Source organism: Paenibacillus sp. FSL P4-0176 (genome assembly GCF_037975265.1).
Taxonomy (GTDB): Bacteria; Bacillota; Bacilli; order Paenibacillales; family Paenibacillaceae; genus Paenibacillus; species Paenibacillus amylolyticus.
Window position 1 is genome coordinate 673,909 of the sequence record NZ_CP150242.1, and the last position, 18,710, is coordinate 692,618.

The 18,710-nt window shown below is 45.5% G+C and carries 18 protein-coding genes and 1 rRNA gene; 18 read left to right on the forward strand and 1 reads right to left on the reverse strand.

Features of this window, described 5'->3' with window-relative positions; translation table 11 throughout:
- Positions 1 to 181: 181 nt before the first annotated feature.
- From MKY95_RS03140 to MKY95_RS03180, 9 genes are all read left to right on the forward strand, one after another.
- Positions 182 to 370: a hypothetical protein gene (locus tag MKY95_RS03140; RefSeq protein WP_017690840.1), complete on the forward strand. Its 189-nt coding sequence runs from the start codon at positions 182 to 184 to the stop codon at positions 368 to 370.
- 133 nt (positions 371 to 503) lie between these two features.
- The gene (gene map / locus MKY95_RS03145) at positions 504 to 1,265 is read left to right on the forward strand and encodes a type I methionyl aminopeptidase (protein ID WP_076319471.1); all 762 of its coding nucleotides are present in this window, start codon (positions 504 to 506) and stop codon (positions 1,263 to 1,265) included.
- Positions 1,266 to 1,830: 565 nt separating this feature from the next.
- Positions 1,831 to 2,883 carry a cytochrome c oxidase subunit II gene (coxB, locus tag MKY95_RS03150; RefSeq protein WP_047840266.1) on the forward strand — a complete coding sequence of 351 codons (1,053 nt, stop codon included), beginning with the start codon at positions 1,831 to 1,833 and terminating at the stop codon, positions 2,881 to 2,883.
- Positions 2,884 to 2,915: 32 nt separating this feature from the next.
- A complete protein-coding gene (gene ctaD / locus MKY95_RS03155) occupies positions 2,916 to 4,805 on the forward strand; it encodes a cytochrome c oxidase subunit I (protein WP_036613181.1) in 1,890 nt (629 codons plus the stop codon).
- Complete coding sequence (locus tag MKY95_RS03160) at positions 4,802 to 5,428, forward strand: cytochrome c oxidase subunit 3 (protein ID WP_047840264.1); 627 nt, start codon at positions 4,802 to 4,804, stop codon at positions 5,426 to 5,428. Before ctaD ends, MKY95_RS03160 begins: the two co-directional genes overlap by 4 nt.
- A 3-nt stretch (positions 5,429 to 5,431) precedes the next feature.
- Positions 5,432 to 5,752 (forward strand): cytochrome C oxidase subunit IV family protein, encoded by a 321-nt coding sequence (locus tag MKY95_RS03165; protein WP_036613178.1) that lies wholly within the window; start codon positions 5,432 to 5,434, stop codon positions 5,750 to 5,752.
- 108 nt (positions 5,753 to 5,860) lie between these two features.
- The gene (gene ctaG / locus MKY95_RS03170) at positions 5,861 to 6,775 is read left to right on the forward strand and encodes a cytochrome c oxidase assembly factor CtaG (protein ID WP_076319470.1); all 915 of its coding nucleotides are present in this window, start codon (positions 5,861 to 5,863) and stop codon (positions 6,773 to 6,775) included.
- Between the two features lie 34 nt (positions 6,776 to 6,809).
- Positions 6,810 to 7,274 carry a DUF420 domain-containing protein gene (locus MKY95_RS03175; RefSeq protein WP_074093349.1) on the forward strand — a complete coding sequence of 155 codons (465 nt, stop codon included), beginning with the start codon at positions 6,810 to 6,812 and terminating at the stop codon, positions 7,272 to 7,274.
- A gap of 142 nt (positions 7,275 to 7,416) precedes the next feature.
- The gene (locus MKY95_RS03180) at positions 7,417 to 7,788 is read left to right on the forward strand and encodes a hypothetical protein (RefSeq protein WP_036613171.1); all 372 of its coding nucleotides are present in this window, start codon (positions 7,417 to 7,419) and stop codon (positions 7,786 to 7,788) included.
- 110 nt (positions 7,789 to 7,898) lie between these two features.
- Here MKY95_RS03180 and MKY95_RS03185 read toward each other — a convergent pair whose 3' ends face one another.
- The gene (locus MKY95_RS03185; protein WP_036613168.1) at positions 7,899 to 8,228 is read right to left on the reverse strand and encodes a hypothetical protein; all 330 of its coding nucleotides are present in this window, start codon (positions 8,226 to 8,228) and stop codon (positions 7,899 to 7,901) included.
- 200 nt (positions 8,229 to 8,428) lie between these two features.
- Between MKY95_RS03185 and MKY95_RS03190 the strand changes: the two genes are divergently transcribed.
- The 9 genes from MKY95_RS03190 (at position 8,429) to MKY95_RS03230 (ending at position 18,597) form a co-directional block, all read left to right on the forward strand.
- Complete coding sequence (locus MKY95_RS03190) at positions 8,429 to 9,142, forward strand: hypothetical protein (protein ID WP_047840453.1); 714 nt, start codon at positions 8,429 to 8,431, stop codon at positions 9,140 to 9,142.
- Between the two features lie 89 nt (positions 9,143 to 9,231).
- Positions 9,232 to 9,621: a GntR family transcriptional regulator gene (locus MKY95_RS03195; RefSeq protein WP_036613231.1), complete on the forward strand. Its 390-nt coding sequence runs from the start codon at positions 9,232 to 9,234 to the stop codon at positions 9,619 to 9,621.
- Positions 9,622 to 9,636: 15 nt separating this feature from the next.
- On the forward strand, positions 9,637 to 10,533 hold the full coding sequence (locus MKY95_RS03200; protein ID WP_036613165.1) for an ABC transporter ATP-binding protein: 897 nt from the start codon (positions 9,637 to 9,639) through the stop codon (positions 10,531 to 10,533).
- Between the two features lie 20 nt (positions 10,534 to 10,553).
- A complete protein-coding gene (locus MKY95_RS03205; RefSeq protein WP_036613228.1) occupies positions 10,554 to 11,456 on the forward strand; it encodes an ATP-binding cassette domain-containing protein in 903 nt (300 codons plus the stop codon).
- The gene (locus MKY95_RS03210) at positions 11,449 to 12,744 is read left to right on the forward strand and encodes an ABC transporter permease (RefSeq protein WP_076329709.1); all 1,296 of its coding nucleotides are present in this window, start codon (positions 11,449 to 11,451) and stop codon (positions 12,742 to 12,744) included. Before MKY95_RS03205 ends, MKY95_RS03210 begins: the two co-directional genes overlap by 8 nt.
- Before the next feature lie 570 nt (positions 12,745 to 13,314).
- Positions 13,315 to 13,659 carry a DoxX family protein gene (locus tag MKY95_RS03215; RefSeq protein WP_036613160.1) on the forward strand — a complete coding sequence of 115 codons (345 nt, stop codon included), beginning with the start codon at positions 13,315 to 13,317 and terminating at the stop codon, positions 13,657 to 13,659.
- 92 nt (positions 13,660 to 13,751) lie between these two features.
- Positions 13,752 to 14,177 (forward strand): MarR family transcriptional regulator, encoded by a 426-nt coding sequence (locus tag MKY95_RS03220; protein WP_036613157.1) that lies wholly within the window; start codon positions 13,752 to 13,754, stop codon positions 14,175 to 14,177.
- 1,107 nt (positions 14,178 to 15,284) lie between these two features.
- Positions 15,285 to 16,505, forward strand: coding sequence for a TraB/GumN family protein (locus MKY95_RS03225; RefSeq protein WP_076319467.1), 1,221 nt, complete (start codon positions 15,285 to 15,287; stop codon positions 16,503 to 16,505).
- 539 nt (positions 16,506 to 17,044) lie between these two features.
- Positions 17,045 to 18,597 (forward strand): 16S ribosomal RNA (locus MKY95_RS03230).
- Positions 18,598 to 18,710: the final 113 nt, after the last annotated feature.

Below are 18,710 nucleotides of genomic sequence, written 5' to 3' on the forward strand. Positions count from 1 at the left end.
AGATTATGATTCATTCCGAATCATATCGGGTATTTATAGTGTCAGGTACTTGCTTTCTAGCGAGGTTCCCGACCTAAAGCTTGCTTTAAGCCGCGCACACAACTTCATGGATGGCATTTAAGACTTATTCGGCATTCTCTAAACGGAGCATTCACTTTCAACGTTTTGGGAGGGAATTACAATGGCAACGAAAGGTCACAATGAGGTCAAAGAAAGTTTGAGGGAAATGACTCGGATTTTCCGTCCTAAAGATCCAAAAAAATTCGTGAAGGAGTACGTGAGAAAATACCGGATTACGGGTGGATATGAGGAAGAATTGACTTCTGTGGTTGAGCATGAGCTTGTCAAGATGGATTCTTCCGTGTCCTGAAACAACACACAACTCTGATTATACTGTTCCGATAATGAATAGAACCGTCTCTCGGGCGTTAAGCTCCGGAAGGCGGTTTTTTTTGCGTTCCTGCTGCATATATATGGTAGTACACCTACAGCGGGAAGGATGAATGCATGTGGACCCTATTTTGAAAACCAAAGAAGAGATTGGCTACATGCGGGAAGCAGGAAGAATTTTGTGGAGCTGTCACCAGCATATTGAGCAGTGGATGATCCCCGGTATCACGACAGCAGCGATTAATGAGCGGGTGGAAGAGTTTCTGGCAGCACGAGGAGCCACACCGGAGCAAAAAGGGTACAAAGGATATCCGTACGCGACGTGTGCCTCTGTCAATGAAGTGGTCTGCCACGGATTTCCTGGGGAAGAGGAGCTGGCGAGTGGGGATGTAGTGACCATCGATATGGTGGTGAACAAAGACGGCTGGCTTGCTGACTCGGCCTGGACATATGGAATTGGTGAAACAAGCAGATCCATTCGCAAGCTGATGAGGCGCACGGAGAAGGCACTTGAGCGGGCGATTGCCCAGGCAGTTCCAGGGAATACACTCGGAGATATTGGAAGTGCCATTGAACGAACAGCCAGATTGTATCGGTACGGAATTGTGAAGCCTCTCATTGGTCATGGGATTGGTCAATATATTCATGAACCCCCAAATGTGTTGCCTTATGGCAAACGCAGAACGGGCACGATGCTCACCGAGGGCATGGTTATTACGATTGAACCAATCTTTACAAAAGGCAGTTCCGGGGCCGTTGTGTGGGATGAAGATGGATGGACGGTAAGGACGGTAGATGGCAGCTGGGGGGTCCAGTATGAGCATACGGTTGCGATTACTGGGAATGGCCCCTTGATTCTGACCGATGGCACGTGAGATGAACTCAGTGAAGAAGAGGGCTTGAGTTGAACTTTCTCCGAAATGCTCCATGCTGTTTTGAGCTTAAAGATAGCGGTATGGAGCGGTAGGCATGTCTTCTGAATGGATATGGAAGAGGTTTTCCATATATTCTGATCTTTCTTTTGCATAATAGCACATGTTTTCAATGTGAGAAAAATCACCAATAAATCGAGTTTTATCACCGAAATTTGGCAAAAATTTTCAAATGTAGAGTGTAATACTTTTAACTGAAATCGTTTGCAAATCAAGTTGTAGAGCGGTTTTTTACATAAAGTGAACAATTTGTGAACATGTGTCCAAAGATTGACAAAATCATACCCTCAACTTATATTTAATAAGTGATTGAAGCATATAGAATGAATTGGAAGAATGCGCAGACATGCCCTGAGCAGGAATTCACGGGAGTACTGGAAGCGTTATTTTTCTAAGCGTTCTGTATGATGAAGAGGATTATGCGTATCGTGCTGAAACGTACCTTTTGTTGCCTTTCTACCGAACGACAACGGTAATCTACGAAAACGTAAAAAAGTGGGGTAGATCAATGATGAAACAGTGGCAGGTTGCAAAGCGAATTCTCCCCTTGCTGGCGGTGTTCTCTTTGCTGCTATCCGCATGCGGGCGGGAAGACTTGTCGGTAATGAAACCTCAGGGTCCTGTAGCGCAAGGCCAATATGATCTGATGAAGTTATCCATCGCGATTATGATCGTGGTGCTCATCATTGTATTTGCCATAGCAGCCTATGTTCTGATCCGGTTTCGTAGACGAGCCGGGCAGACTGAGATGCCCGAACAGGTTGAAGGTAATTTCAAGCTGGAAGTAATCTGGACAGCCATTCCGTTATTGCTGGTTATTGTTCTGGCAGTACCGACGGTCCAAACGATTTTTGCCCAAGGCGAAGATCTGTCCAATGACAAAAATGCACTTAAGGTCCAAGTCACCTCGCATCAGTACTGGTGGGAATTCACTTATCCTCAATATGACGTAACCACCGCTCAAGATCTCATCATCCCGACCGGAACAAAAATTGCATTCGAATTAAAAACCGCTGACGTGCTTCACTCCTTCTGGGTGCCGTCACTTGCGGGCAAAATGGACACAAACCCGGATGGAACACTTAACAAGTTCAGTTTCTCTGCACCGAATGAAGGCGTTTACCGTGGTAAATGTGCCGAATTATGTGGCAGATCGCATGCTTTCATGGAGTTTAAGGTAAAAGCAGTGAGTCAGGAATCCTTTGACAGATGGGTGAACCAGATGAAAGCACCCGCAGTCCTTCCTGAAGACACTCAATTGGCTGAAAAGTTCAAAACAAACTGCCTTTCTTGCCACGCTGTTGGTGATCAAGGTGGACCGGTTGCACCTAACCTGACGGGAATCGGCGGCAAGGAATCTGTCGCAGGCATTTTGCTGAATTCTCGCGAGGGACAGGAAGAAGGTAGTCCGGTACTGGATAACATGAAAGAATGGCTCCATGATCCACAATCCGTGAAGCCGGGCAATACCATGCCGAATCCCAAAGATCTTGGGTTGACGGATGAAGAAATCGACGGAATTGCCGAATATCTGGCCAACTACAAATTGGACTATGAATAGAACAGCAAGGACGAAGAAGGGGGTACACAACCTTGGCTCATGCGCATAGCGTCAAGAGGTACAGGGGCTTGATGGATTGGATCACCACCGTCGATCACAAAAAAATTGCCATTCTCTATTTGGTTGCGGGTGGATTTTTCTTTGGAATCGGCGGCATTGAAGCCATTTTGATTCGGATTCAACTGATGAAGCCTATGAATGATTTTGTATCGGCACAGGTCTTCAACGAATTGATTACAATGCATGGAACAACGATGATTTTCCTTGGTGTCATGCCACTTATTTTTGCCATTATGAATGCTGTCGTGCCTTTGCAGATCGGGGCGCGGGACGTTGCTTTTCCGTTTCTTAACGCGTTGGGTTTCTGGACATTCCTGTTTGGTGGATTGTTGCTGAACCTGAGCTGGGTTATGGGCGGAGCACCGGATGCGGGCTGGACCTCATATACCCCGCTTTCGGGCAGTGAGTATAGTGGAACGCATGGTGTGGATTTCTACACCATCGGCCTTCAGATTGCGGGTCTGGGAACGCTCATCGGGGGCATTAACTTTCTCGCAACGATTATTACAATGCGTGCTCCAGGCATGTCCTACATGCGGATGCCGATGTTTACATGGACGACATTTATTACATCTGCCATTATCCTTTTTGCTTTTCCTGCCATCACGGTAGGGCTTGTACTTCTGACGTTTGACCGTATACTGGGAGCGAATTTCTTCGATGTCGCAGGTGGCGGTAACCCCGTACTCTGGCAGCACATCTTCTGGATCTTCGGGCACCCGGAAGTATACATTCTGATTCTGCCGGCATTTGGTATTATCTCGGAGGTTATTCCGACCTTCTCGCGTAAACGGTTGTTCGGATACAGCTCCATGGTATTTGCTACCATCCTGATTGCCTTTCTGGGCTTCATGGTATGGGCGCATCACATGTTTACAACAGGTCTGGGTAATGTAGCCAACGCGCTTTTCTCCATCTCCACGATGTTGATTGCCGTACCTACCGGGATCAAAATCTTTAACTGGCTCTTTACGATGTGGGGTGGACAGATCCGCTTTACAGCGGCAAACCTGTTTGCTGTTGGATTCGTCCCAACCTTCGTTATGGGTGGTGTTACAGGCGTTATGCTGGCATCTGCTCCGGCAGACTTCCAGTTCCATGATACGTACTTTGTTGTAGCCCACTTCCACTACGTTATTGTAGGGGGACTCGTACTTGGATTGTTCTCGGGACTGCATTACTGGTGGCCGAAGATGTTCGGACGTATTCTCAGCGAAACACTGGGCAAATGGACGTTCTGGACATTTATGATCGGTTTCCAATTAACGTTCTTTGTACAGCATTTCCTCGGTCTGATGGGGATGCAGCGCCGGATCGTTACATACTTGCCGAATCAGGACTTTGACCTGCTCAATCTGGTCAGCTCCGTCGGTGCGTTTCTAATGGGTGTTGGGGTTATCATGTTCCTCGTGAACATCGTGATCACAATGAAAAAACCGGCTGGCGCGCCAAACGATCCGTGGGAAGACGGCCGTACACTGGAATGGTCTATTCCATCTCCGCCGCCGGAATATAATTTCAAGCAGACGCCGCTGGTACGCGGAATTGATGCATATTGGAAGGAAAAAATGGCAGGACATACGGAGATGACACCGGCAGAACCTGTAGGTTCGATTCATATGCCTTCAGCAACGCCGTTGCCGTTTGTAATGTCAGTAGGTATCTTTATCGCCGGACTTGGCTTGATGTTCAGCAATGATGAATTTGGTAATGCATTTATGAATGTCATTTTCAACAATTATATTGTAGTTATTATTGGTCTCGTAATCACATTCGGTGCAATGGCACTTCGTTCACTTTATGATGATCATGGCTGGCATATTGAACCGGAGGATCAGGATGAGAAGGGGGCTAGAACATGACAACCTCACATGCCGAACCGGTGAACGACAAATTGCCGCATGAACCGGAGAAAGCAACGCTGGAAGGCCGTAACAAGCTTATCGCCTTCTGGTTGTTCCTTGGCGGCGAAACGGTACTGTTCGGTACACTCTTTGCTACCTTCCTGGCTCTTCGTGGCCAAACCAATGATGGACCTACGGCGAATGAACTGTTCCACCTGCCACTTGTGGCCGCTGCAACGTTCATTCTCCTGGTCAGTAGTTTGACGAGTGTATTTGCGATTCAGGCCATGCATAAGGGCAAGCGAGATGCACTAGCGTTGTGGCTTGGCATCACGGTAGTACTGGGTATGGGATTTCTCGCACTGGAAATTTACGAGTTCTACGAGTATGTGAAACATAAAGAGTTTGGCATGACCACGAGTGCATTCAGTTCAGCATTCTATACACTGGTCGGGTTCCACGGAGCCCACGTTGCTTTTGGTATTGTGTGGATCGGAATCATTATCGGTCAGCTGTTCAAAAAAGGATTGACGGTCGTAACCGCACCTAAAGTATACGTCTCCGCAATGTACTGGCACTTTATTGACGTGGTATGGGTGTTCATCTTTACGGTCGTGTACCTGCTCGGAAAGGTGGGGTAGCACATGTCGGCACAGGATAAGACAGATCAACAGCCTGTGAAACACCGTCACCGGACGGAAGGGCCACAGAAACACGTCGTGGTGTTTATCTTCTCCATTATTCTTACGCTGATTGCGTTTGCGGCTGCTTCTGCCGGAGGGGTCAACACAACCTTTATCATTATTATTTTGCTCGTCATGGCTATTCTTCAAGTATTCGTTCAATTGGGTTATTGGATGCACTTGAAGGACAAAGGGCACTTAATGCCGATTCTGTTCATGGCCTTTGGCTTTTTCGTAGCCTTTACGTGCATCATTATGGCACTCTATTGGGTCTGGTGGTAAAAGAGATGGCGGCGGCGCATTGCCGCCGTCTTTTCCCCTTTTTGGCGAATGAATCTTCACAAAGTAATGAAGGCAACAACCAAATCAGGTCACGGGGAGGTTTCCCGTATGCTCGGGTTGCAATATTTTAGCTTCAATGATTTATGGAGTCCGCTTATACTGGCTTTATTTCTGATCATTGCTGCGGCTTATCTGGTGCTTGTGGGACCGTTAAGTGAGCAAATAAAGGATGCAGAACCTGCGACTGCTGCACAGAAAATCATGTTTATTACAGGGCTGTTTGTCCTGTATCTGGCTCAAGCTGGACCATTTAATCTGCTTGGTCACGTGATGTTTAGCTTCCATATGGTGAGCATGGCGTTCTCCTATCTGGTAGCCCCGCCGCTGATGATGAAAGGTTTGCCGATCTGGGTATGGCGCAAAATCGTACGCTGGTTGCCTACACGCCAGCTATCGTTCCTGGCTCATCCGATCGTTGCGGCAGTGCTCTTTAACGGGCTGTTCTCGCTGTATCACCTACCGATTGTACATGATTACGTCATGCTGAATTTTACCGTTCACCGGTTGTATTATATTGCATTGTTCATCACCTCGATGCTCATGTGGTGGACATTGCTGAATCCGTTACCAGAAGGCAGACAAGCATCGGGGTTATCCAAGATTGGTTTTATTTTTCTGAATATGGTACTGCTCACGCCTGCGTGTGGATTGATTATTTTTGCGGCCGAGCCGTTGTATCAGACGTACAGCAACCCGGCCGTATGGGCTGAAGCAATGCGGTATTGTGTGTCTGGAGATTCTACGGCATTACTTCGCTCATTCGGTGGGCCTGCGTTCTTCAACTTTTTGTCTTCCGCGAAGGAAGATCAGCAGGTCGGTGGCATTGTCATGAAGTTTATTCAGGAAGGAATCTTTGCCTCGATGCTGGCTTATGTCTTTTTCCAATGGTATCGGAAAGAGAAGCAGGAAGATGATGATGATTCGTATCCTGCAGGGGGGCCGCTCAATCCGGCTGCCAAATAATGAAGTAATGTTCTGACAAGAGGGGGAACACACGATGGATATGTATTTTTGGCTACCAACGATCAGTACTTCTTTCATTGTGATTAGTGCAGTACTAGTGGGGATTGGATGGGTACTGATTATTCGGGGTAAACGTGAGGCTCATCAGTCCGCCATGGTAGCAGGTGCGATTGCAGCTCTAATCTTCTTTGTGATCTATATGTCTCGTACAGTGTTCGTGGGCAATACAGCTTGGGGCGGGGACCCGGATCTGGAGATCTTTTATCGGATATTTCTGATCTTTCATATTATCCTGGCTACCGTGGCAGCGATATTTGGCATCTCCACACTGGTGCTGGGGTTCAAAAAGAAGTTCGGAAAACATCGCCGCTGGGGTAAGTTCACGTCCATGATCTGGTTTGGGTCAGCGCTAACAGGTGTTGTTGTGTATGTTCTTTTATATCTCTTATATCCTGGTGGTCATACACGTCCGGTATGGGAAGTTATCCTCGGCGTATAAAAGTAGAGATATAACCTCCGGTTACTCGGGCGTGCGTCACTACTCTCTTCTGAAAATATGAAAATGGACGAATCTAGCAGATCATTCGTCCACGCTTCCTCTCTCATTCATTCATAGAATGAGTTCGAGAGGGGGAAACAAAATGAAAAAAACAGTCAACGTCAGTCAGACGTATCCACGTCTTACCGTGTATTCAGAAGAGAACTACAGAGGGAGAAGCCGCATCTATCGTGGCAACACGGGTCTTCGTAACCTGGACAATATTTTGGATGGGGTGGAGAGCCTGCGCTTTTTCTCAACAAGTTCCAATGCAACACTGGTTGTGTTTACACGTCCTAACTTCCAAGGTGGATTCCGGGTCTTCCGAGGCAACACCAACTTGAGAGATTTGGATGATCTGATCCGTGGCAATGATGTGGAATCCCTGATCTCCACCAATCAACGGTTAACGCTGGCTCAGATTCGCGCAATCCGCAGGGATCGCAGTCTGCCTAGTGGCTATAATCTCGTTTAATCGTAAGGCCTCTTCTTCTAACAGGTGCTAGAGAGCGGCAAAGGGCTGTACCCGAATTGTGTTTACACAATAACGGGTACAGCCCTTCTTTTGTGATTGGGGAATGATGTTTAATCCCCGCCACCCCCACTGTCTCCGCCGCCACTATCTCCACCGCTGTCATTGCTGCTACCACTATCGCTGTTGTGATGAGAATGTGTGTCGGATGAAGAATCCGACTCATGATGTTTGTGATCCGGTGTGTGTTTGGCATGTCGATCGTAGGAGTCATCTCCCATAATGACCGGATATCCCGAAGCAGAGTCGGTATAACCGTTGTTACGGCGGATGCGGTATCTGCCTTTTTTGGCAGAATGACGATGAGGCTCATCCCGAAGGACCAACCAGATTACGACGATAAGGAAAAGGAGGACAAATCCGATCTCTACCAGCCAATCCATAGCTGTAACCTTCCTTTCTATGATTCGTTACTATAATTTATTTTAACGTAAATTCGTACTGTGTCCCATCCCGTCTTCCTGATTCAGGAAAATTAGGGGTTGACGGGATGAGAAATAGGTCTGTATACTGTGTATATTGATATATACAGTAATCACAGTAAGCAACATGAGTGAATGACAGGTGAAAGGCAGGCATGCATATGAACGAATGGAAGCAGGCGTGGTGGTTGACCCGCAGCCAGATGAGTAAGGATAGGCTCCAATGGCTATGGTCTGCATTATTCATGATATACACTGGCGGCATGAGCGGTGTGATGTTTTTAGGACAACAACAGACAGATATTATTAATCCAGTAGTGGATTCCTTCTTTTTAATCATGTTGCCATTTCAAGGGTTTATGTTCTGCAGGCGCTCCTTCCGTTACATACAGGAAGATTCTTATACGCAGATGCTGGCCTACTATCGTAGAATTCCCATTCCTGAACAAGTGGTGATGTGGTCCAGGCTACAGCAGTCTCTGATGGCGTTTACGTACAATGGAATCTTTTTCTACGGATCGTTATACGTGGTTAACCTTCATGCCGAAGGATTCCGATGGGATCAGTATCTGGCCTTTAGCCTTACCTGTACAGGTTATGGCCTTTTGGTAACAGGGTTCTATATTTACGGAGAGTTTCTGAACAGTGGCAAGAAATACTTGCTTCTCAGTATGCTTTTTATACCATTCGCCATTGGCATATCCATACTGATTCGAATATCAGGCAGTTACGGATTGCGGATTGTAATGGATGGAAGTAAATCATGGGGGCTGCTTTCCCCGATCATGTGGATTTCTCTGGTGGCTGGCGTAGCGGGATTATGGCTGTCTAGTCGTTTTACGCTGAAGAAGCTGGTTCATCGGGATTTGAATTAAAATGAGAATTGAGCTTATGTACGAATACAGGATGAAACCGGCACGGTCAGGTAACAGACTGGAGTGTACCGGAGGGCGAGGTGCAAGATGTGAAAATACCCATTCAAATTAATGAAAATAGCGCTGAACCTTTATACCACCAAATTGAAAATCAGTTAAGATCGTTAATTATTACGGGTCAGTTGGGGGAGGGAACACATTTGCCGTCCATTCGTGAGTTCGCCGGAGCACTGAATTGCAGTGTTATTACGGTTAGACGGGTCTATCAGGATCTGGAGAATGAAGGCTTGCTTCGTACGAAGCAGGGGACAGGTACATTTGTGGCCCAGGTAGAAGCCGGTGACAGAGAAAATTATAGATTAAAGGCCGCACAGGAAGCGATGCAGGCAGCGGTGCAGTCCGGGAAATCGGTAGGCTGTACGGAAGAAGAGATGGAGAGCCTATTCCGGGAAGTCCTGAAGGCTATTTACGTGAAGTAAGGGAGTGATTCATACGTGGAACCCATAGCAATCCAGTTGAACGGCATATCCAAAATGCGAAAACGCAGAGTTATCGGCCCAATTGATCTGACCATCCCGGAAGGGTATATAGTGGCTATTCTCGGTCACAACGGTTCAGGCAAAAGCACCCTTCTTAACATGTTACAGCAAGTGGTGCTGCCAGATGCTGGGCAGATTATATGGTTTGGTCAGGAACATGATGGGCCACTTCCCATTGAACTGAGACAACAGATTGGTTTTGTGGCAGATAACGCTGGTTCAGAAGAGAACCGGATAACAGCACAAGAAGCGGCCCATTTCCGGGCGTACTGGTACCCACGTTGGGATATGAAGTTGTTCGACCAACTGATTCAGGATATGGAAGTACCTGTTGATGTGAAGCTGAACAAGATGTCCAAGGGAGAAAGGCGAAAATTTGAGATTGCAGCTGCAATTGCAGCTCGCCCAAGACTATTGCTTTTGGATGAGCCTTCATCAGGATTGGACCCCTTTGCTTGGAAAGTGATGGTTGAGCAGTTCCGTACCTTCATGGCGGGGGGAGACACCACGATTCTGATTGCCACACATATTGCAGACGAAGTCAAAAGGCTTGCGGATTACATCGTATTGATGCACCGTGGTCAGTCACTGGGGATGGCCGAGAAAGATATGGTGCTCGATCAGTGGAAAGAAGTCTGGTATGAAGGAGATTTAAGGCCAGAAAGTATTCCTGGTGTTGTGGAATCTTCTATAGAAGAGGGAGGTCTGGTTCGCGTAATTACAACCCGGGTCAGCGAGGCGCAGGAGAGGCTGGAGCTGTCCAATAACCGGGTATTGAAAATCCGTAACTTGGAATTGGATGAAGTGCTGGCATTCTGGATTGCCGGGTATGCACCCGTACAGTGGAAATAACCGAAGGGAGACGATAAATGATGAACCGATTGGAATTGAAGCAAGTCGTCAAGCAATATGCAGACAAAACAGCCGTTAATGGAGTTACGCTCAATGTAAAAGAGGGGGAGATTTACGGACTGCTCGGAGCTAATGGTGCAGGTAAAACAACAACAATGCGTATGGTGCTTGGACTGATTCACCCTGACGGAGGGAATATCCTGTACAACGGCAAGCCCTATAATACGGAGCTACAACAGATTATGGGTTATCTTCCGGAAGAGCGCGGATTGTATCCGAAGGTGAAAGTCAGCGAACAGATTAATTACCTGGCACGACTTCGTGGCATGAATGGTAAGGACGCAGATCAGAGCCTCAAGTATTGGCTGAATCGGTTTGAGGTACCTGAGTATTACGATAAGAAGATCGAGGAGTTATCCAAAGGTAATCAGCAGAAAATGGGCTTTATCGCGGCTGTAGTGCATAGACCGCAGATTCTCATTCTGGATGAAGCGTTCAGTGGACTGGATCCCGTCAACGTGGAATTACTCAAGTCCACCGTCAAAGAATTGCGTGACGAAGGCACGGCCATTCTGTTCTCAACACACCGTATGGAGCACGTTGAAGAGTTGTGTCGTCAGATCACCATTCTGCATCGTTCCAACACGGTGGTACAAGGAGAGATCAAGGAGATCAAGAGCCGGTATCCGCGTGAACAGGTATTCCTGGGTACGATTGGTAGTGTGGAAGGACTTGAACAGTTGCCTGGTGTGAAGAAAGTCGAGCGAAATGAGCGTGGTTACCTGATACATATTAGTCAGGTGGAAGCGGCTCAAGAGATTCTGAGAACAGCCATGACTCAGACGACAGTGGAACACTTTGAACTGAAGGAACCAACGCTTAACCAAATCTTTATTCGTGAGGTAGGTGAGTCGAATGAATAAAATGGGAACGATTACGGGTTTTACATTTAAAAACAAAGTTAAAACGAAATCATTCATGGTAACGACCATTGTACTTGCACTTTTAATTTCAATCGGACTCAATGTCCCGTATTTCATTACCTTATTTAATGGGGGTTCCATTGGTGGAGCTTCAAGTAGTAATCCTGTAAATATTGGTCTTTTGAGTACAGGGCAACCTGAAGTTTCCGAGAAACTGGAGAGCTTCTCTGCGGCTCAAGGAGATCAGGCCTATCGATTCATTGCCAGTGGTGACAAAGATGAGGCTGCTCTTGCGGCGGATGTGGAAGCAGGGCTTACCGATGGTTATCTGAAGTTTGAAGCAGTTTCCGGGCAAGAGTTCCCGCAGCCCATTCTATATTCAGCAGAAGACGTATCACCTCAGATCATTGCATCCATTGAAGCAGCGTTGCAGAGTGTGAAGCTGGATGTGGTTGTGAAGGATGTACTCACAGCGGAGCAGAAGGAACTGATTACAACACCTGTGAAGCTCACTGAGCAAAGTTTGAGTACAGATGAGAGCGGAGCAGGTACTGAGTCTGAAGGTAAAATGAGCCCGATTAACTATATTGTGGTGTACTTGCTGATCATCCTGCTGTTTACCTCAACGATGATGACAGGTAACATGATTGCCTCTGAGATCACAGCTGAGAAGAGCTCACGTATTATGGAGATTCTGATTACGAGTGTATCACCGCTCAGTCAGATGTTTGGTAAAATCATCGGGATTTTCATGGTGGGGATGCTGCAAATCGGGATCTTCGGAGCGGTGGTTGCCGGAAATATCTTGTTGCCGCATAATCGTGCAGTATTAGGTGATTTCAATATGAGTGTAAGTGATGTGAATATTGCGGTTATTGTGTACGGACTCATATTCTACATTCTGGGTTACTTCCTGTATGCCGTGTTGTTCGCTGCCATTGGTTCAATGGTAAGCCGTACTGAAGAACTCGGTCAGGCTGTTCTGCCGATTACGATGTTGTCGCTTGTTTCCTTCTATATTGCGATCTTCAGTATTTCTACACCGAACATTCTGTTGTTGAAAATCGCAAGCTTCATTCCATTCACGTCGCCGACCGCGATTCTGGTACGAATCGGCGCAGGAGTTGCGCCAACTTGGGAGATTCTAACGTCCTTAGCGATTCTCATTGTATCCATTATCATCTTCGGATGGCTTGCAGCCAAAATTTATCGCACAGGTGTGTTGATGTACGGTAAACGTCCAACCTTTAAGGAATTGTTTAAAGCCATGAAGGCATATAAGATCTAGGTTGAGTGTTTGAAGGTGTGTGTGTTGTCATAATTAGCGAGATATGCATATTTATCCATAAATATGCATATCTCTATTTGAAATTAGCTTGCAGCCATTGGTGGCCAATTTAATGTTGAACGCGCTACATGTTGTTTAATGGTGTTCGATACAAACAGTCAAGAACGAATAATTACTTAGAAGTTATATTTAATTTGGGATGGTTGATTTTTGTATAAACAAGCTAAATTACATTCCGTAGGTGGAATTGACAATAAGTTAAGTAAATTACCTTTGTTTGTTACTAAATTTATTGAAAGTGAGAAGCATAGGCTTTTAATTGGCTGATTACAGAGAAATTTACGACAGTTCAACAAAGAACAGAAATTGAATTCCATGCTAGAAATATTAACGATATGTGAAAAAGAAAGCTCCTTTGGAACGATAATCTAAGAAAAATTAAAAGGACATAAGAGGGCTATAATCTATAAAGCTTTATTTTAGGGTTGACAATATATAAAATTTCAAACAAAATACATGCTATAGCATGTATTAAATTCATATGCATAACTTTATGAAAGAGGGGTAGATATGTTCATTTTTATCACAGTTTTACAGGTTCTATTAGGTGTGTTTTTCCTTTTTACAGGAAGCAAAATTATTTCCGGTAAAATGGCCAATGAGTTTAAACGTTTTGGACTGCCATCGTTCTTTAATGTTTTGACTGGTTCGTTCGAGATTGTGGGGGCAGCTGGTATGATCGTTGGCATCTGGATGCCTGTCGCAGCAATTTTAGCTGGTTTGCTTCTAGCCGGAACAATGCTTGCTGGAGCGTTTACTTTAATAGTCTTAGCTAAAGATCCGATTCAGAAGGCCATTCCAGCACTCATTTTGTTCATACTTAGCTTGATTGTATCCATGTATCATTTTTTCTGAACGAAATTAACGAATTTTTGACGGATTTCATGTGTAACCTTTGAGAGATCGACTATATTTGATTTAAGAAAATGATAAATGAGGGTACTGCAATGGACTTATATAATATTACCGGCTTCTTGATCCATCGTACAGATGTCAAGCTTACAAACTATTTTACGAAACAATTAAAGCCCTACAAGGTGACACCGGAGCAGTGGAGCATTATCTCCTGTCTTGATATAGATAAAGCTATGACTCAAAAAGAGCTGGCGGAGGCCATCGATCGGGATCAAACAACGGTAGTGAGAATGATACATTCTTTAGAACGCAAGGGCATGGTTCGACGTATTGTTCATGATCAAGATAAGCGCTCACATTATTTATATTTGTCCTCTAAAGGTCAAGAAGTTAAAGGAAAGCTGTTGTTAACAGTTAAAAACGCGCATGACTATGTTACACGAGGTTTGGAACACGATGAATTAAATCAGTTAAAAACGATATTAGATAAACTGTACCGAAATGTGCAAGAAGATTAGTTAGACTCTATACCAGAGGATGAATCATGACAACTACATGCCGAAGCACAAAATTTGTGAGATTCTTTCCGAATGAAGCAGCAAGAATAAGGATCCAGCTTCTACTTACTTTAGAAGGAGCTATCAGAAATATATGGTCGAATATCATCGTTCACTGAATATTTAATTCCATCAATTCGATTATCCCAGCAATATTTTTAGTTGTACTCAAGCTGATAGGAGCTGCTTGATGTTTTCCTGAACATATTACTAGAGAAAGAAGGGGAGGAAAGATCACTGGATTATGATTCTAACTGGTTTTGAGATAGCGGCAATTCGCATACGATTAAGTATTTATGTTTCTGTAGAAGAATAGAAGACGGAATGATTTTAATTTAAATGAATAAAGTATTCTAAAATGAGACTGTTATCTAATACTAGATAGTGGTCTTTTTGCTATGTATAATTAAGATAAAATATCGAAAAAATCCGTATACATTATCATTTATGAAGATGCAAAATGAGTTTTGCGCTTTTTCCTACTTATCATGAAAATATGTCCTGATAGATAAACTTTATTGATGACTTTTTCTCACTAATTATGACAAGTGGTGTGCTGTGTCGGTGGTCATATTAAATCGAGTTCAGGAGAGGGTCGATGATCATGCAGCAGTTAAAAGGGTTCTATATACAGTTTTTGAGGGAACCTCTGTGGTTTAAAGCATTGATCGATCCTGACTACACTACTACTTTCAATTGTATTTAGCAGTTCAGCCTTTTCAGAGCAGGGCAACTACCAAAGCATCTCTAAATTAGCTATCGCTATTTTCTTCGTCGCATATGGAGTGAAGCTGTGGGGCAATCCGAAGGTTTCTATAGCATTCTTTTTCCTGGCTCTGATCAGTATCTATTTATCTTGGCATAGCTTGGATTTTGCGAATATCTAGCATTAAACCTATACGACGGTTTCGTTTTTATTGTTTCTTATCTAATGAGAGTAATGAAGGGAGAAAGTGCTGCTCCGTTTTGGAGTGGCACCAATTCCCATCTTTAACCGTAGTATCTAAGTATGTCTATTCTATTAAAAAATGGATTGGCAACTATATTCAATAAAGGAGATTACATAATATGAAGAATTGGAAACGCATGCTCTTATCTCTTACCATCTCAGTAGGGTTGCTCGCATCTGCAGTACCAGCTATGGCTGCTCCACAAGGAACTTCCGTCAAGGTTAATGACGAAGCTGTGAAATATGCTACAGGAGCGCCGATCCTGGAGAAAGGTACAACATTGGTTCCACTGCGGACTACGCTGGAAGCTATGGATGTGATGCTAACAACTGCGACAGATGATACGATCACGGCTGTAGTAGATGGCAAAACGATTACACTCAAAAGCAAGCTTACACGTATCAATGGTGTAACGTATGCTCCAATTCGCATCGTTGGTGATGCAGCAGGTTACGAAGTTCGCTGGGATGCTGCAACGCGCACGGTGCTGTTGGTATCCAAAGGTGGAGCAACCGAAACTGCTCAAACCGGTGGACGTGGATTCATGTGGGAAGTTGAAAGCAATGGCAACACGGTCTATCTGGTAGGGTCCATGCATATTGCGGATGAGAGCTTCTATCCATTGCGTCCGGAGTTTGAAGAAGCCTTTGCGGAAGCTGACTATCTCGGGGTAGAGATTGATATTAGCAAAGCCGCTGATGAAGAGCAGCAAAAGCTGGTTCTAAGTCTGGGTTCGTATCAAGATGGAACAACACTGAAAGATCACATCTCCAGTGAAACGTATACTAAGCTGGGTGATGTATTGAAGAAAAATGGTCTGGAGTCTAACGCCTTGGATGCATTTAAGCCTTGGGTAGTAGAGAGCACACTTGCAAGTTTGAAGTCCACAACGGCAGGATACGAAGCGTCAGCAGGAGTGGATCTGTATTTCATCCAGAAAGCGATCGAGCGCAAACTTCCAGTTATCGAGTTGGAGAGTTATCAATCTCAACTTGGCATGTTTAACGACTTTTCCAAAGAAACACAAGAGGAAACACTGAAAGCGACAATCGAAAACTTCGACGTGTTGGATAACAGTGTGAAAGAAATGGCTGAGATGTGGAAAACGGGTAATGACGAGCAACTGCTTGAACTGACAAACAGCTTCTCCACTAACGAGGAATATAACAAAGCAATGCTGGTTGATCGTAACATTGGTATGGCGGACAAAATCGATGGTTACTTGAAAAACGGCAAAGGTGAGGAATATTTCATTGTTGTTGGTGCGGCACACTACTTGGGCGATCACGGCATCGTGAAACTGCTTGAGGATAAAGGATATAAAGTAGAACGTAAATAAATATAGATTACTATAGAAGGTAACCCTTTTGTCTCGAATATAAGAGTTGAGAGGGTTGCCTTCTTATATATAGAAGAAAGACAGATTTAAATAAAGAAGATTAAGCTGCAGGATAATAAAATTGAACCTGAGAGTTCATGGTAGATTGAAGGTCCTTAATATGGTTAGATCGTGGATTTGATAAGTTTTGAAATTAACTCTTTACAAGTGTGTGTTCTACATGGTATATTCTATTTCCGGCCAAAAAAACACGAGATACACGGTGCGGCAAGCGAATGAAATAAGCTTCGAAAGAAACTTAAAAAAAAGAGCTTGCAAAGTTGGTTCGGACATGATATTATATAAGAGTTGCTGAATAGAACGACATTCGGTAACGAAACAAGTTTGATCTTTGAAAACTGAACAACGAGTGAGTAAACATTCTGCTTGCAGAATGAACGCGAAAGTTTGAGACAAGCCTTGGCTTGAATCGACTGGAGCACAAATGAGATTTTTAATCTCGTCAGATTCAAAATGAGCTTATCGCTCTTTTCAATACTTTATTGGAGAGTTTGATCCTGGCTCAGGACGAACGCTGGCGGCATGCCTAATACATGCAAGTCGAGCGGACTTGAAGAGAAGCTTGCTTCTCGGATGGTTAGCGGCGGACGGGTGAGTAACACGTAGGCAACCTGCCCTCAAGTTTGGGACAACTACCGGAAACGGTAGCTAATACCGAATAATTGTTTTCTTCGCCTGAAGAGAACTGGAAAGACGGAGCAATCTGTCACTTGGGGATGGGCCTGCGGCGCATTAGCTAGTTGGTGAGGTAACGGCTCACCAAGGCGACGATGCGTAGCCGACCTGAGAGGGTGATCGGCCACACTGGGACTGAGACACGGCCCAGACTCCTACGGGAGGCAGCAGTAGGGAATCTTCCGCAATGGGCGAAAGCCTGACGGAGCAATGCCGCGTGAGTGATGAAGGTTTTCGGATCGTAAAGCTCTGTTGCCAGGGAAGAACGCTTGGGAGAGTAACTGCTCTCAAGGTGACGGTACCTGAGAAGAAAGCCCCGGCTAACTACGTGCCAGCAGCCGCGGTAATACGTAGGGGGCAAGCGTTGTCCGGAATTATTGGGCGTAAAGCGCGCGCAGGCGGTCATTTAAGTCTGGTGTTTAATCCCGGGGCTCAACCCCGGATCGCACTGGAAACTGGGTGACTTGAGTGCAGAAGAGGAGAGTGGAATTCCACGTGTAGCGGTGAAATGCGTAGATATGTGGAGGAACACCAGTGGCGAAGGCGACTCTCTGGGCTGTAACTGACGCTGAGGCGCGAAAGCGTGGGGAGCAAACAGGATTAGATACCCTGGTAGTCCACGCCGTAAACGATGAGTGCTAGGTGTTAGGGGTTTCGATACCCTTGGTGCCGAAGTTAACACATTAAGCACTCCGCCTGGGGAGTACGGTCGCAAGACTGAAACTCAAAGGAATTGACGGGGACCCGCACAAGCAGTGGAGTATGTGGTTTAATTCGAAGCAACGCGAAGAACCTTACCAGGTCTTGACATCTGAATGACCGGTGCAGAGATGTACCTTTTCTTCGGAACATTCAAGACAGGTGGTGCATGGTTGTCGTCAGCTCGTGTCGTGAGATGTTGGGTTAAGTCCCGCAACGAGCGCAACCCTTATATTTAGTTGCCAGCATTTCGGATGGGCACTCTAGATAGACTGCCGGTGACAAACCGGAGGAAGGTGGGGATGACGTCAAATCATCATGCCCCTTATGACCTGGGCTACACACGTACTACAATGGCCGGTACAACGGGCTGCGAAATCGCGAGATGGAGCCAATCCCAACAAAGCCGGTCTCAGTTCGGATTGCAGGCTGCAACTCGCCTGCATGAAGTCGGAATTGCTAGTAATCGCGGATCAGCATGCCGCGGTGAATACGTTCCCGGGTCTTGTACACACCGCCCGTCACACCACGAGAGTTTATAACACCCGAAGTCGGTGGGGTAACCGCAAGGAGCCAGCCGCCGAAGGTGGGATAGATGATTGGGGTGAAGTCGTAACAAGGTAGCCGTATCGGAAGGTGCGGCTGGATCACCTCCTTTCTATGGAGAATCGTTTCCTGCAACGGAAACATTCAAATATGCAGCTTAGCTGCAAAACACTCACTCGTTGTTCGGTTTTGAGAGCTCAAACTCTCAAAACAGCTTGCTTTTGC